Annotated in this window: 11 protein-coding genes and 4 pseudogenes; 8 read left to right on the forward strand and 7 right to left on the reverse strand. The window is 61.7% G+C overall.

What is annotated here, in order from left to right; genetic code table 11:
* Positions 1-37: 37 nt before the first annotated feature.
* A pseudogene (gene tnpC / locus IYY11_RS12865) lies at positions 38-781 on the forward strand (IS66 family transposase); the annotation flags it as partial.
* A 246-nt stretch (positions 782-1027) separates the two neighbouring features.
* Here tnpC and IYY11_RS23850 read toward each other — a convergent pair.
* The 6 genes and pseudogenes from IYY11_RS23850 to IYY11_RS12890 all read right to left on the reverse strand — a co-directional run bounded on the left by IYY11_RS23850 (position 1028) and on the right by IYY11_RS12890 (position 8854).
* A pseudogene (locus IYY11_RS23850) lies at positions 1028-1540 on the reverse strand (GTP cyclohydrolase I).
* Positions 1479-1649: a hypothetical protein gene (locus IYY11_RS23035; RefSeq protein ID WP_246719923.1), complete on the reverse strand. Its 171-nt coding sequence runs from the start codon at positions 1647-1649 to the stop codon at positions 1479-1481. The pseudogene IYY11_RS23850 and the gene IYY11_RS23035 overlap by 62 nt, the downstream one beginning before the upstream one ends.
* A 366-nt stretch (positions 1650-2015) precedes the next feature.
* The gene (locus tag IYY11_RS12875; RefSeq protein WP_196404207.1) at positions 2016-5303 is read right to left on the reverse strand and encodes a PAS domain S-box protein; all 3288 of its coding nucleotides are present in this window, start codon (positions 5301-5303) and stop codon (positions 2016-2018) included.
* Positions 5304-5331: 28 nt separating this feature from the next.
* Positions 5332-5760 carry a response regulator gene (locus tag IYY11_RS12880; RefSeq protein WP_196404208.1) on the reverse strand — a complete coding sequence of 143 codons (429 nt, stop codon included), beginning with the start codon at positions 5758-5760 and terminating at the stop codon, positions 5332-5334.
* Positions 5757-8027 carry an ATP-binding protein gene (locus IYY11_RS12885; protein WP_196404209.1) on the reverse strand — a complete coding sequence of 757 codons (2271 nt, stop codon included), beginning with the start codon at positions 8025-8027 and terminating at the stop codon, positions 5757-5759. Before IYY11_RS12885 ends, IYY11_RS12880 begins: the two co-directional genes overlap by 4 nt.
* Positions 8028-8521: 494 nt before the next feature.
* On the reverse strand, positions 8522-8854 hold the full coding sequence (locus IYY11_RS12890) for an integration host factor subunit alpha (protein WP_312029731.1): 333 nt from the start codon (positions 8852-8854) through the stop codon (positions 8522-8524).
* 819 nt (positions 8855-9673) lie between these two features.
* Between IYY11_RS12890 and IYY11_RS23855 the strand changes: the two are divergent.
* The 5 genes and pseudogenes from IYY11_RS23855 to IYY11_RS23865 form a co-directional block, all read left to right on the forward strand.
* Positions 9674-9841: pseudogene (locus IYY11_RS23855) on the forward strand (hypothetical protein); the annotation flags it as partial.
* A gap of 48 nt (positions 9842-9889) precedes the next feature.
* Complete coding sequence (locus IYY11_RS12900; RefSeq protein WP_196404212.1) at positions 9890-10831, forward strand: sulfotransferase domain-containing protein; 942 nt, start codon at positions 9890-9892, stop codon at positions 10829-10831.
* A 493-nt stretch (positions 10832-11324) separates the two neighbouring features.
* Complete coding sequence (locus tag IYY11_RS12905; protein ID WP_196404213.1) at positions 11325-11513, forward strand: hypothetical protein; 189 nt, start codon at positions 11325-11327, stop codon at positions 11511-11513.
* Positions 11510-11800, forward strand: a pseudogene (tnpB, locus tag IYY11_RS23860) (IS66 family insertion sequence element accessory protein TnpB); the annotation flags it as partial. The gene IYY11_RS12905 and the pseudogene tnpB, both read left to right, overlap by 4 nt.
* A 274-nt stretch (positions 11801-12074) precedes the next feature.
* Complete coding sequence (locus IYY11_RS23865) at positions 12075-12176, forward strand: transposase domain-containing protein (RefSeq protein WP_409455256.1); 102 nt, start codon at positions 12075-12077, stop codon at positions 12174-12176.
* A gap of 7 nt (positions 12177-12183) precedes the next feature.
* Here the strand turns inward: IYY11_RS23865 and IYY11_RS12920 are convergent, their stop codons facing one another.
* Positions 12184-13515 carry a phthiocerol/phthiodiolone dimycocerosyl transferase family protein gene (locus tag IYY11_RS12920; protein ID WP_196404214.1) on the reverse strand — a complete coding sequence of 444 codons (1332 nt, stop codon included), beginning with the start codon at positions 13513-13515 and terminating at the stop codon, positions 12184-12186.
* A gap of 395 nt (positions 13516-13910) precedes the next feature.
* Here IYY11_RS12920 and IYY11_RS12925 point away from each other — a divergent pair, with 395 nt between their 5' ends.
* A complete protein-coding gene (locus IYY11_RS12925; RefSeq protein WP_196404215.1) occupies positions 13911-14063 on the forward strand; it encodes a hypothetical protein in 153 nt (50 codons plus the stop codon).
* Between the two features lie 106 nt (positions 14064-14169).
* Positions 14170-15078: IS630 family transposase (locus IYY11_RS12930; protein WP_196404216.1), on the forward strand; the 909-nt coding region annotated here is incomplete at its 3' end.

Below are 15078 nucleotides of genomic sequence, written 5' to 3' on the forward strand. Positions count from 1 at the left end.
CTCGCCATTTTGCGTCGCGCGCGCTTCGGGAGATCTGGGTCCACCGCCGCCGGCGGCCTTCTATCTCTATTCGGCGGACCGCAAGGCGGAGCATGCCCGCGCCTTGTTGAAGGATTGTCGCGGTCATCTCCATGCCGACGGCTATGCGGGCTTTGGCGGACTTAACGAGGCCGATCCAAAAACCGGCGCGCCGGCGCCGCTGATAGAGGTCGCCTGCTGGGCGCATGCGCGGCGCAAAATCTACGACGTGCATTTCGAGACAAAATCGCCGGCGGCGGCGCAGGCGCTCGAAATGATTGCGCGGCTCTTCGCCATCGAAGCCGACATCAAGGGTAGATCGCCGGCCGAGCGCGTCGACGCGCGCCGGGATTGCGCGGTCCCCATCTTGGATAAACTACGCGCCTTTCTCGACGCGACGCTCGCGAAAATCAGCGGCAAGAGCGCCTTCGCCAAAGCCATCCGCTACGCGACCTCACGCTGGACGGCGTTGACCCGCTACGTCGATGATGGGTGCCTCGAAATGTCGAACAACGCCGCCGAGCGCGCCATCAGACCACTTACTTTGGGCAGAAAGAATTACCTGTTTGCCGGCTCCGACGACGGCGGACGTCGCGCGGCGATCATGTATACGCTGATCGAAACCGCGCGCTTCAACAATGTCGACCCCGAAGCCTGGCTTGCGGACGTCGTCGCCCGCATCGCCGATCATCCGATCAACCGCGTCGACGAACTGCTCCCCTGGAAATGGGAGAAAGCCACTCCGCAAGCAATCGCCGCTTAGCGACGCGTGGTCGTCGGATCACGCTTACGCTTTTTTGCCGTCGAGAAAGCGCCACTCCCTGTTCGGCATAAGGCCCGTGAACGCAATCATGGAGTGGAGACGTAGATCGGCTGGAGTCTGCGGCATCGCGCCGCGCGAGATATTCCGGACTCGCGACCAAATTTTAACTCGGCAACGGACCGATGCGGACCGCAAGATCGATTCCTTCGTGACTAGAGCCAGCTCGCCGCCCCGCTGGCCCAAGTTCTAGTCCCTCCGCACCATGCCGAGGAATTCCTCACGCGAGCGGGCGTCGTCGCGGATTACGCCGAGTAACCGGCTAGTGGTCAATGTGAATCCGAGCGTGTTCATGCCGCACAGGGTCATGCAACTGTGTTCGGCCTCGACAACCACTTCTACTCCATGCGGCTCGAGAATTTCCTTGGATCGTTTCGGCAATCTCAGCGGCAAGCTTCTCTTGAGACTGTAACGACGCGCGAATCCGTGCACCATTCGCGCCAGTTTGGAGAGTCCAACCTCCCGATTTGTCGGGAGGTAATCGACATGCGTGTCCGATCACCGGCAGCATGTAATGTTCGCAAACAAGTAACGACGCGGATGTCCTTCAAATACGACCAGTTCATCACAACCGCCCACTTCCTCGAACGTGCGCTTGACATATTTAGGAGGATCGGCGGCGTAGCCAGCGAACAATTCGCTATAAGATCGCGCCACCCGCTCGGGCGTATCGACCAAGCCTTTCGCGGTTCGGATCGTCACCCGCCCATTCGATCGAAACCGCACAGCTGCCAGCTTCAGCCTGGCAGATTGATGTCGCGAACTGCAGCGTCATCGCCATCGCTTCCTGGACCGTCTCGGCGATGCCCACGATCTCGAAGCCCTAAGTTTCAAGCAGCAATTCTAGGGACATCGCCACGATCGGCTTATCCTCCACGATAAGAATTCGCCGCTTGTGCTTCAGCTCGCTCGGCTCGTTCATGGTGTTAGATCCTCAAACTAGAGTTCCATCCCCTGCCGGAGTTACTTGCTTTTATCCTGTCATTGCTGCGGCGCAACCCTTTGAAGGCCTTAGCCGCCTCCTTCAGCAGCCGATCACGTCTCCATTACTGGAGCATGTCCGCGATAATTGCAGTATTCGCGTCCCGATCGCGGGCCGCCGCTTTCGAGGTCGGCGGCGATCTCCATCGCGAACAGCGTCTCGTCCCTCGACGACGAACACGCGTCCGCGTGCGGCCTATGGCGCCGAGCCTGCTGCGGTCGCTCCGTTCAAACGCGGCGTCGACGGCGCGCTGCGGCCTTCGAGCACGCGTTCGGCCGCGCAATCGATGCGCCACACAAAGCCGGTCGGCGCGAAGTCGATCTCAGCGTCGCAGCCGAAGCTCATCTTGATCATGCGGCCGATCACCGTCGAGCCGAAACCGCGCCGTGTAGGCTTTGCGACCAGTGGACCGCCGCTTTCGACCCATTCCATCTTGAACCGAGTATTGCCCGGTGCGTCGGAAAGCACGGCCCAACTGATCGCCACGCGGCCAGCGTCGTTCGACAAGGCCCCGTACTTGGCGGCGTTGGTGGCGAGCTCATGCAGCGCCATGCCAAGTCCCTGAGACGCGGAGGCGGCGATCTCGACCGGCGGGCCGTGAAGCGAAACGCGCGTGCCGCGCGCGCCGCCGAAGTGCGCGAGTTGAGAGCGCACAAGATCGCCGAGCGCCACGTTCTTCCAATCGCTGTTGACCAGCAGGTCCTGGCTGGCGGCCAACGCCTGCACGCGCTGCTCGAAGCTCTCGATGAAGTCTTCGGACCGCGTCGCCGCCGTCTGCCGGGCGATGGCCTGGACCAAGCCCAGCATGTTCTTGGACCGGTGGCTGACCTCGCGCATGAGGAGCTGGACATGGTCCTCGGCTTGCTTGCGCTCCGTGATGTCTTGCACCATGCCGACTGAGCGGACGATCCTGCCCTCGTCGTCGCGCAGGTGCTCGCATCGCTCGTGAACAATACGGACCTCGCCGGTGGATTTGCGGAGGATGCGGTGCTCGATCTCGTAGGTGTCGCGATTGTCGCGCACCGAGGCGGAATAAGCCGCATCCACTGTGTCGCGGTCGTCGGGATGCACGGCCTCCAGGAAGGCTTCGTAGGAGGCGCTGAACTCCTGCGGACGAAGCCCGAATATCCTGTAGGTTTCGTCGGACCAGGAGAGACGGTCCCCGACAATGTCCAGCTCCCAGCTGCCAATATGCGCGATGTTCTGCGCGCGGCTGAGCCCCTCTTCGCTCTCGCACAGCTCGCGCTCGAGGCGAGCCCGCTCCAGGCTCGTCGCGATCTGGTCGCAGATGGTCTGCAATACCTGCATGTCGCCGTCGCGAAAGTGCACGCGCTCGCGCGAGATGAACGCGACGGTGCCCACAAGCTCGCCGTACGCGACCAGCGGGAAGCCGGCGTAGCTCGTCGCCCCGGCCGCATTCAGCACCTCACTGCCGGGTTGCGTGCTGTGCTGCAGGTCCTCCACGATCAAGCGTTCACGCGTTTCGGCGACGCGTCCGCACAACAGCTCGCCGAACCGCATGGTCGCGAAGAGTTGCCGCTCCTGCGCGCTGATGCCGCCGCACGCGTCGAGGCGCAAAAGGCGCGGCTGCTCGGCCGGGCGGTAATGATAGAACATTTCGACCCCAAGGTGCTCGGCAGTCTCCCGGAAGATCGACTCGAGCAGCACGCGCTCCACCTCGCGTCCGAACAGCAGCTTCTGCGAGATGCGCGCCAGCAGATCGAGCTGCCGGACGCGCTCGTGCAGTCGCTCCTCGGCCTCCACGATGTCATGAATGTCGGTGTTGCTGCCGAACCATTTTTGGATTGCCCCATTGCCATCACGCAGTGGCACGGCGAGCGTGCGAAACCAACGGTAGGCGCCATCGTGCCGCCGGATGCGGAACTCGCCGGCGTAGTCCTTGCCGGCACCGGCCGCTTCCCGCCAAGCGGCGATCGTCGGCTCGCGATCGCCGGGGTGCAATTGCTCGAGCCACCCATAGCCGAGTTGCGTTGCCTCGGGTATGCCGGTGTAGCGGACCCATTGTGAGCTCAACCAGTCGCACGGGCCATCGGCCTCGCACGTCCAAACCATCTGTGGCAGTGATTCGGCGACTTGCCGGAACCGCGCCTCGCTCTCCCGCAGCGCGTCCTCGCTTCGGGCCCGTTCCAGTCGCAGATAAACTCGCGTCGCCACCTCGCGGAGCAACTCCACCTGGTCGTCTCGCCATTCAGTTGGCTCGGCTCGCGCGAGACTCAGCATGAACTTCCAGCGTCCGCGATGCATGTGCGGGATATTGACCAGGGCGCCGACGCCAAGTGAGGCAAAGCGATCGGCGGCTTCTGCCGGGCGCCCCGCGCGTGTATCCTGGATGACGATCGGCTTACCCTCAACGAGCTGCGCTCTTTCCTGCTTGGGATGGAATTCAAAGATCGGGTAGCTCCCGACGAGGCTCGGCAGGCCGTCCGCCGCGTAATCGTGAAACACCATGGCGCGATCCTGCGCCTCGTCGATAGTGACCAGCATGCAGCGCGCGGCGGCAAAGTAGTCGACAAGTCGCTGCGTCGCGATGCGGGCCACATCCTCGCTCGCCTCGAGCGGCGCTAAAGCCTGACCGAGCTCGGCCAGGAACGCCATATTGGCCTCCGCCCGCTTGCGCTCGGCGATGTCGCGGATAACGACCGAGATGCCGCTCACCACGCCCGCGCCATTGAACATCGGCGAAGCGTTGATCTCGACGGGCAGGAGGCTGCCGTCCTTACGGCGGCGTTCGCTCTCGAGCGCGATGGCGACATGACCGGCCCGGACGTCCGCGTACAGCTTGCGCCGCTGCTCAATCATGGGCGGCGGCACGATCAACTCCTCGATCGTGCGTCCGACCGCCTCGTGCTCGGCGTAGCCGAACATGGTCTCTGCGCCCGGATTCCAGCTCATTACGCGATCGTTGACGCCGGTCGAGACGATGGCATCGGTGGAGGCGGCCACGATCGCGGCGAGATAGGCGTTGCGCTCCTCCGTCCGGCGGCCCTCCTCGATCAGCCGGTGGCGCTCGACGGCACCCTGCACGGCGCGCCGGAGGTTATCCTCGAAAAGGCGCTCCTTGCGGAGGTAATCGAGCGCGCCGGCCTTGATCAGCCTTGCCGCCGTCTCGCCATTGCTGGAACCGGTCAGCATGACAACGGCGCAGGGCATGGCGCCGTCGGATCGGCGCAAGGCGTCGAGCACCTCGTCGCCGTCGAGGTCGGGCAGGTGGTAGTCGAGCAAGATGCAGTCCGGCTGCAGCGCCGCAGCTGCCGCCAGCCCGCGCTCGCCGGTGTCGACCTCGTTCAGCAGGTAGCCTTGCGACTCGAGTGCGAGGCGCACGACCATGCGGTCCTCAGGCGTGTCGTCGATGATGAGGACGCTGAGCGGCGCCTCGGCGGCAACTCTCGGCGCTTCTTTCGTTCGCGGGCGCGCAACCGACCGCGATGTGAGTGCGATGACGTTGCTGTCACTAGTCTGCATCAGGTGCTGCTCTTCAATCAGGGCTCGTCTAAGGTGGGAGCGCAACCGTTTCTAGCCAATACGTCGCCACCCTCGCAATCATCTCCTGCCAGCGGTCGTATTCGAGCGGCTTCACCAAATAGCCGTTCGCTCCCTTGTCATAGCAAAAAGCGATATCGTCCGGGTAAGACGAGGTGGAGAGCACGATCACAGGCACGCTTCGCTCGCGGCTGCGGAACAGCTCCAGGAGCCCGCGGCCGTCGGCGCCAGGCATGTTGAGATCGAGCAGCACGAAGGCGGCCTTTCGGGTAGCGACGCAGCCCTTGTCCGAGCTGAGCGCGTCCAGCGCCGCCCGGCCGCTGGCGCAGCGCTGCACTGGATTGGTGACGCCCGCGTCGTTCAACGCTTGGCACAAGCTCGCAAAATCCTCATCGCTATCCTCAACGGAGACGATCGGGCGATTTTGATGCTCGCTCATAGCTGGGCCCCTTGTGCCGCCGGCTGCAGCGTGAAGAAGAAGGTCGTGCCCACGTCCGGGGTAGAGGCGAGCCAGATGCGCCCACCGTGGCGCTCTATGGTCTTCTTCGCGATGGTCAGTCCGGCTCCGGACCCGCCGCCAAACTCGTCGCGCGTGTGCAGCCGCCGGAAGATCTGGAAGATGCGCTCGTGATAGCGCTCGGCGATGCCGATGCCGTTGTCGCGCACATAGATGACGGGAGGGCCGCCCCCCGCTGCCGGCTCCACCCCGATCTCGACCCATCGCTCCGACTTGTCGTTGTAATTGATGGCGTTGCCGATAAGGTTGCTCAGCGCCTCCCGCAAACGAATGCGGTCGGCCTTTACTGTCGGCAGCTTGGCCGGGCGGCGGATCACGCAGCCGGCCTCGCTGATTCTCAGCTTGAGACCCAGCAGCGTCTCGTCGAGCACCGTATCGAGGTCGCAATCAACGAGCGCCATATCGGCGCGGCCGGTGCGCGAATACTGCAGCAGGCTCTCGATCAGATCGTCCATGCGCTTGGTGAGCCGCAGGATGGTCTGGGTCTGCTCGGCCGCATCGCCGTGCCCGCGCTTGAGGAATGTCGCCATGTGGTGAATGCCGCGCAGCGGCTCCTTCAGGTCGTGCGAGGCTATATAGGCGAAGCTGTCGAGTTCGATATTGACGTCGCGCAGCTCGCGGTTGAGCAGCTCCGTCTCTTCGGCACGCTCCAGGATCACTTCGACGATCGCCCATCTGAGGTCGGCCGCCGCCTTGACCTCGAAATCGCCCCATGGCCGAGAGCGCCCCGCGACGCTATCCTTCCAGATCGCGAACGAGGTGCGTGGCATCAGCCGGATTGTGCCGTCGGAGGTGTCGACCTCGACCGGCTTGTTCGGGTCGCCCGCCCAGGCGACCGTCTGCGCCTGCTCGACCCGGAACCACATCACGTGTTCCGGCCGCCGTTTCGACAGCCGCACCGCCAGGAGGCCCGCCGCCGACGACGCGAGCTTGGCTGCCAGCGGATAGCGCCCGGGCAGGCGGTCCGTCGCCGTGATCAGTTCTTCGCTATTGGCGAGGAGCCAAGCGCTGAGCTCGCGAATGTCGGACTCTGCGGGCGTGGCGCCGAGACAGGTGACCCTGTCCTCGGTCACGAGCGCCGCGCCATCCGCCTCGATGTAGGCGGCGATGCTGGCGCGGCCGTTACCTCCGCCGAGGCCGGCGTGCAGGTCGGAGCGCTCGTGCAGTGTCTGCATCATACTGTCGAGCACCGTTTTCATGCGCAGACGATAGGCGTAGCTCTCCGCGTCCTCCTTGGCGGCCATCATCAAGGACAGCATGTGCGCCAGGAATTCGGCCGCCATGCGCGCCTCGTAGGGCACATGCCGCGGCGCCGACTCGTGCATGCACGAGATGAGCCCCCATAGCTTGCCGTCCTTCATCAGCGGCATGACCATGGTCGACTTGACGCCCATGTTCTTCAGATAGCCCGAATACATCACCGAGACGCTGCGCAGGAAGGCGTAGCTGAGGTCGACGGGGTCGCCGGTGCGCGGATGCGCCTCGGGCGCCAGCGGCGCAGGCTGGTAGTCGACATTCGGCAGGTGGCGAAGCCAGGCCATAGCGAACAATCGACGGGCGGGCGCAGGGATGTCGGTTGCGGGATAGTGCAGGCCGAGATAAGGCGAGAACCCTTCGGCGTTGGACTCGGCCATTACGTGGCCGCTGCCGTCCTCCAGGAACTTGTATGCCATCACCCGCTCGAAGCCGGTAAAATGGCGGATCTTGGCCACCGCCTCGTCGAAAAAGGCCTGCAGCGACTGGGTCGTCTGCAGCCGAGAGATGGTGGCACGCAGCTGGGAGTAGAGCTCGAGCATCGGTCGCTCGGCGGCTTCCGGTACGACCTCGAACTCCAGAATGAGCACGCCGCCGGCGCGGTGCGCGAACAGGTTGAGCGGACGCTTCATCCGTTGTTGCTCGGCTATCAGGCAGGCGAGGTGCACCGGGCCGTTGTCGAGCGACTCACTCTTGAGGCGGGCTGTGATCTCGGCCGTGCGCGCTCCGAGCACCGCCTCGACCGTGCCCCGCCGCAGCGTGTCCGGAGCAATGCCGATCAGATCGCCCGTGTTGACCGACGCCTGTAAAATGGCGAGCGACGCCTCCTCGACCACCAGCAGGCAGCCATGCGGCTGCACCGCGCCCGAGAACTGCACCTGCTCGCGATCGCAATTGGAAAGGTCCACGTTTTTCGCAGTGATGATGTCGCTCATCAGTATTCTACCCGCTCAAAGGGTCTGTTTCGAGCGCCGCCAACATCACGCGGCAGCCTAGTTAATTTTGTTTGTAAGACGTTGTACGCGGGCAAGTATAGCACACACTCACCCGAAAATGCTTCCTCCTGCGCGGTTCCGTGAAGAAGCTGCTCCGGTGCCGTCGGGTTCCGTACGGGCTCGAGTGTGCACGCCGCGCGCGACGGTCCCGCCTTTTGACACATAGAAGATCCCCAGCTGCACTGCACAACAGTCCATACCCTTCCTCGCGGGACAGTTGAATGCGGGTTCGCGCTAAACGAGCGGAAGGGAGGTGAGCCCGTCGGCGGCGAGCCAGAGCGCCAGCGGCGGTAAAAATGAAGCTATGCGCTCGATGCGGGGCCCCGTTCGGATCTAAGTCGTACCCCATCCAAAATCATAAGAGCTTTGCCTCTAGACAGGCGCTGTGACGCGATGCCGACGTCTGTTTTCTTTGCGGCCGCGCCTGCCGTCGCTCAATCCGGAAGGCAGTCGGCGGCTTCTTGATTCATTCGCGTTAAAAGCACGGGAGACGGACGAAAGGTCACGACCCTGCGGGCGCTAATTACCGCCTCCACCCCGGTCTTTGGGTTACGCCCGGTGCGCTGTCGCTTGGCGCGGAGGTTAAACGTTCCAAAGTTGCGCAGTTTGACGGCTTCGCCGCGAACAAGCGCGTCGGACAGCTCATCAAAGGTCTCATCGAAAATCTTGCGAGCTTCAGCGCGGGACAGCGTTGGGCAACAGTTATAAATCGCCGCTCTCAAGTCGTGTCGCGTGAAAGTTCGCACTCCTTCGCTCTTCTTCGGTATGCGACCGCCGTCAGTTGATCCGAACCTTGCTCGTCCGCCTACAAAGATGCTCACGACCATCTCTCCAACGGGATGTATTTCGCAGAATCTTCCATGATTATGAGACCTTTACGAGTTACGCAAGAGGCCCGCCGTTGGCGATTGCCGTTCGAGCATCACCGTCGATTTTTGCTGTGAAAAGGCATTAGGGCGGTTCAACGCTTTTTCGTCTCACCTAGCTTCGCCGATGGAGCGAGTTGCGTTTCCCTTTGTCAACTTTTTTTGGCTCGATGAGATTTGTAGAACTTCGTCAAATCGTTCTTTCATTGGCTGTTGTCAGGATCTACGGCGTTCGTCGCCTACCGGCTTGCACGGATCGTAGCGGCAGCGCTACAACTCAGAAATGATGAAGTTACCGCGGAGGCTGCAGGCGCTTGGTGCCGACGACGCCGTCCGTACTAGCTCATGCCGAGCACGTTCGACAATGACACCAATCGACTGCTCCCAAAATATCGACATGTGCCGTGATGCACGTCGTAAGGACGGCGTCCGAACAGCAACAAAACAGCCCCGAATCATCCGGCTTCGATGTGGTGCGCGCAGGCGTGCGCGATCGTAAGGCCGATCACCTCGACGAGGACAGATGCATATCGGTCGCGCCGGCCGAGTAGAAGCATGGCAAAGGCAGATCGGCGGGCCGTGCGGGTTCTTTTCGGCCGAGGCTGAAGCGGTGACTGCGGCGGCTTGCGCGGCTTAGGACGCGTTTTTGGCAGGGCCCCCGCTATCGCTTAGGCTCCTGCTGGCGCGCACTCCGGGGCCGCGGGGTATCGGTTCGGACGGGATCACCTCGACATCTGCGATGTGATAAGCGGTTTTGGTGCGAGCGCCCGACCGTCGCTTGCCGAACTCGCTACACTCTCTGGAATACCGGCGAAGATCGGCGGCATAGACGGACCGCGTCCTATGGAGAAAAGCCGACCGGAACGGTTTTTGCTCCGACCGGGATGAACATGTGAAAGTCTACTCTGGTGTCATCGCCGCGCGAGGGATGTCAGAATGTGCACGCCGGAGCGTACACGCGCTTACTCTGGTCTCGTCTATGACAGCGCGCGCTGGGACAAGCTCACGCTGCGCGCGGGAGACATCGTCGTCTGCACACCGGCCAAATGCGGCACGACATGGACGCAGATGATCTGCGCGCTTCTTGTGCATCAAAGCGCAACTCTACCGCAACCCCTGACGCGCCTTTCGCGATGGCTCGACCGTCTAGCACAGCCGATCGACGAAGTCGTTGCCGACTTCGAGGCGCAGCCATTCCGCCGCGTGATCAAAACCCATACGCCACTCGACGGCCTTCCGTTCGACGCTAGAGTATCTTACGTCGTCTGCGGTCGCGATCCGCGCGATGCATTTCTTTCGATGGTGGACCACGTCAGTAATCTCTCCGACGAAACCGTGAATGAAATTATGGCCCGGCTGGGCGCTGCTGGCGACAGTCTGCCGATCCCCAACGATCCAAACGCGCTGTTCCCGGTATGGATGACAACGCCCGAAATGCCATGGATGGAGGATGGTTTTCCATGGGGTTCCATCTTCTACTACATGCGCAGCTTCTGGAAGTTCCGTCAGCTGAATAATATTGCCTTCCTGCATTATGCCAATTTGAGTGACAACCTCGACGCCGAAATGCGCCGGCTGAGCGCCATTCTAGGTATCCCAATTGACGAGGCGAAATGGCCGTCGCTCGTTGCGGCCGGCCGCTTCGACGCAATGAAGACGATCGGCGAAGAAACTGCGCCGGGCGCGCATCTGGGCGAATGGCGGGACGCAAATGCGTTTTTCAAGATGGCGCGACGCGGGCAATGGCGCGACGCGCTCTCGCCAGCGAATCAGGCGCTCTATGACAAACTGTCGGCGGAGCGTCTCGATCCAAGGCTAAAGGCCTGGCTTGAGGGCGGCCGTCAAGCCGCTGACCCCAAGAGCGGTGCGAGCCTTTAGCGCTGGCGCATACGCAGTGACAGGTCAAATTCTATCCTGCTGCTCGTTTCTCGATAAAGTGGGTGTTGAACGCGAGACGGGGGACGGTTAAATTAACTGGGGAAGCTATGATACTTGATGAGCAATGGCGGCGGCTTGAACAGCCAGTCGAAGCGCGATTTAGAAGGTTGGCGGTAGGACAACTGCAAGCGCTTAGCCGATTCCCTCCAGAAGAAAAATTTCTGGTCATGCGAAGAAGCCCTTGCTTTTTAGGGTGGCTGTATGACCAGAGACGTCAAAATGGACGCCCACATGGGCGTCTCGAAGGAAGGCTACGCGGGACGGATTGAGGTGGTTACCGGCCCCACGGGCCGTCGGCGACGCTCTGAGGCGGAGAAGGCTCTGATCGCCGCCGAGAGTCTGACGCCGAACGCCATCTGGCCGATATCGCTCGCCGATACGGAGCGACGCGCTGCAGATCTACGATTGGCACCGGCGCTTTCGGCGTGGTCTTTTGGCCGCGCCGAAAGAGGATGTCGCGTCGCCCGCGTTCGTTCCGCTAACCGTCGACGATGATCTACAACGAACGCCGAAAGCCGATATCGTCGAGGTCGCGATTGGCGACATCTTGATCCGTGTGGGACGAGACGTGGGTGAGGCGCATCTGGCGCGGATTTTCCGCGCGGCGCGCGCCGCGTCATGATCGGGCTCGGCGGGCAGCCGCTGACGATCTACCTGGCCACGCGGCCGGTGGATTTCCGCAAGGGACACGATGGCCTCTCGTCGCTTGTGCAGGAAACGTTCGGGCGCGATCCGTTCAGCGGCGCCGTGTTCGTGTTCAGATCGAAACGCGCGGACAGAATCAAGTTCTTGGTCTTCGATCGAACCGGGCTGGAGTTGGAGCACAAGCGGCTTGAAGGTGGCGAGTTCGTTTGGCCCGGCATACGCTACGGCGTCATGCGATTGTCGTCCGCGCAGTTCGCGGCGCTGTTTGAAGGGCTCGGCCGGCCACTGTTCGGCCTGAGCGCGTGCGTCGTCCAGAGTTTGCTGGATGAACGCGACGAATTGGCTCGGGCATCTATTTCGACGTGGCGAAAACGTCACGAATATGATTGCCTGCGGGTAAGGATGCCGCTTCTCTTGCAGAAGAAAACGCCGCCTGAAAGCGCTGCTCGCGCGGTCGCCATCGGATCTGGCGGGCCATCAGGCGGCGCTCGCCGCCTCCGAGGAGGCGCGCCGTCGGCTGGAAATCATCATCGACGATCTGCGACGCGAGAAGTTCGGTTCGAAGTCGGAGAAGCTGACGCCGGATCAGTTTAGTCTTCCGCTCGAGGACGTCGAGATTGCTCAGGGCGCCCAAAGATAGGGGGTATTCACCACCCTACCGCCTGCCCGAGCGCCTCCACCGCTGCATCGGCCATTTTCTCGGCATCCTCGCGTTTGAGTATATAATTGCGATAGGCGAGCGTCATCGTTAACTGATCACAGGCTGTGGAAACACCTACGGTTAAATCCCCCTCGCCAGAATTTACTGCCGGGCCATAAACGGCCTCCAACTTCAGTGAACCGCCTCTGGCAGGCAAAGAAAGCCGTCCCAAGTTCGTGAGCGAAATATCGTAAAGGGGCGGAGTGACCGCAAAAGCAGGGAGCGCCTGCCGCAGAGTGCCCAATGACAAATCCGTTAAACCAATCAAGGTGAGGACCCAGTGATACACACGCCCCGTATGGATGTCTTGTTCTAGCTGCGTCTTGATTTGACGAGCTACGATCCAAAAATCCCGGTTGGGATCGCATTTCACGAAGGTGAAAGCGATGGACATATAGACACCGAAGGCACCTTCGGCTCTTAGGTCTTCTCGCAAATTGACTGCGCTCCAAATGACTTGTTTCCGCCGCCGGCGGGCGGGATTGTTCTGCAAGCGAGCGCGCAACCAAGCAGCGCTTAGGGCGGCGTGAACCGACGTCCCTTCTTCCCGACACCGCGCCATGAGAAGATCGGTTTGTGCTGGGGTCAAGCGACGGCTAGTCGCGTAAATATGTTGCCAGGGCGGTCGGCCGTCAATCAGACGATCTGCTCGTCGAAAGGGAATTCCAAGGCGCCTCCCGTGCCGAATAAACCACAACGCGGTCTTCATAACCAATACCAAGCTCTTGGTGCGAAGCGCGCGTTTTGCTCGCTCCGGGATTACGCTGTGCAACTCAGGAGATGGAGGCATATTTGGCAGTTGAGCCTCTGGATCGTCCAACAGGCAAAGCAGATCACGCAAGAAAAAAACTGCGGACATCCCATCCGCAACACCATGATGGAAAGTGAGTATTAATTCAGCGGTGGAGGGGACGCCTTTGGCGGAGTTTGAGCTTCGCTTAAGCAGGACAACGCGAATAAATGGTCCCTGTGCGGAGGGGAAGTTCTCGCCCAGCTGGTCTGCCACTACTTGGTGCCAATCGCCCTCTTGGGTGTTCTTGATCACGCGCAGTGGGAAATCCGGGACTTCGGTTGTGTTGAAGCAAACTTCTCCACGCTCATCCTTGTCGAGCCGCACGGCAGCTGTGAGACAACGCTCGCGTAAGCTAATTAGCGCCCGGCTTATGGCGATTTCGTCTGGGTCGCCAGTAAATAAGGCGACCAGCGAAAAATTTGTCGGAACAGGCGGTTCGCTGAGGAAGAAGACTTTCTCGAAGCCAGGAGACAAAGGTCGCTGCACGGCTCTATTCCTTGTTGCGGTTCCTTTCGACTGCTGAGACGAAGGCGCGGGTTGTTCAGAACATGGTTACGCAGTCGCGAAAATGTCTACAGGCGCTAGCTCGTTCATGTCGCCACTTGTTTGAGAACGCGCTCGCTGAAGGACATAGAACTCGCGGCGCAAAACGCGCAATCCGGAAGTTGCCGCAAACCGTCGCGCTCGCCGTGTGCGCGGAAAAAGGTCTCAAGCATGTCATAATAGCGAGGTCGGCGTAGCTTATCGGCCAATCCTCGCCGACGCCGTCGCGCCTCGCCACACTGAATTCGTGATCAGAGAGGCGCTGCATAGGGGAGCGGTCTCCAACTTGACGTCCCCGAATCCAGCGGAATGGCTTGTCCCGGAGCTTGGAGTAAAACATGGCGGGTGTCGTCGACAAACAGCCGCGGGTTCGCTTGCCAAAAGATCGCGTGGCGCTCTTGGATGTGCTGTCGAACAGTGACGTGCGCATGGAGCTGGCGCACGAAATTCGTCGCCGGCGAACTATAGCATTTGTCACTCCGGACCGCTGAACCGGCTTCGACTACTAGAGCGGGTTCGTTGTTTTCCGATTCTGTTCGGGATTCCCGAATCGGCGAGAGCATGATTCTTTCATCGCGATAGCGATGGAGGCGACGCATGGCGAGGGCCTACAGCCAGGATTTGCGTGATCGCGTGATTGACGCCGCGTTGGCGGGAGTGCCGGCTCGCCATGCGGCAGCAAGGTTTGGGGTCGGCGACGCCACGGCGATTGTCTGGGTGCGGCGGGCGCGAGAGACCGGGGAGCGCACGGCGCGCAAGCAGGGACAGCCTCGACGCTCGAAGCTCGATCCCCATCGGGACTATCTGCTGGGATTGATCGAGGCGACGCCGGACTTGACGATCAGCGAACTCCTGGAGCGGCTGCTTGCCGAGCGCGGCGTGAAGGCCAGTCGCGCGACATTGTGGACGTTTCTCGACCGTTTGCGGTCTGACGTTCAAAAAAAGACCGCCCATGCGAGCGAACAGGACCGCCCGGACGTAAAGGCGCGGCGCGAAGCCTGGTTCGAGAGCCAGCTCGATCTCGATCCGGAAAGGCTCGTCTTCATCGATGAGACCTGGACCACGACCAACATGGCGCGCAAATGCGGGCGCGAACAGAAAGGCGAGCGGCTGCGCGCGAGCGTTCCGCACGGACATTGGAAGACGACGACCTTCATCGGCGGTCTGCGCTGCGACCGCATGACGGCGCCGATGGTTCTCGACGGGCCGGTCAACGGCCAATGGTTCCAAGCCTATGTCGATCAGGTTCTCGTCCCGACGCTCTCGCGGGACGACATCGTGATCATGGACATGTATGGACGCCCCCGCCGGTGCAAGAAGAATCTTCGAAGTTGCGCAGCGCATGGTCAGGTGCTGACATGTATCCGGCCTCTGATGCGGCGCAGTCACATGCCGCGGGCCCGTATGGGAGTTCGCGGATCGGATCCATTACAATCTCGCGCGCTCGTGGCGCTCGTCCATGAACTGGTTTTCCCGATCCCGTCTCGTCGACCGTTGCGCCATACC

Origin of the sequence: Methylocystis sp. H62 (assembly GCF_015709515.1) — a bacterium.
Taxonomy (GTDB): Bacteria; Pseudomonadota; Alphaproteobacteria; order Rhizobiales; family Beijerinckiaceae; genus Methylocystis.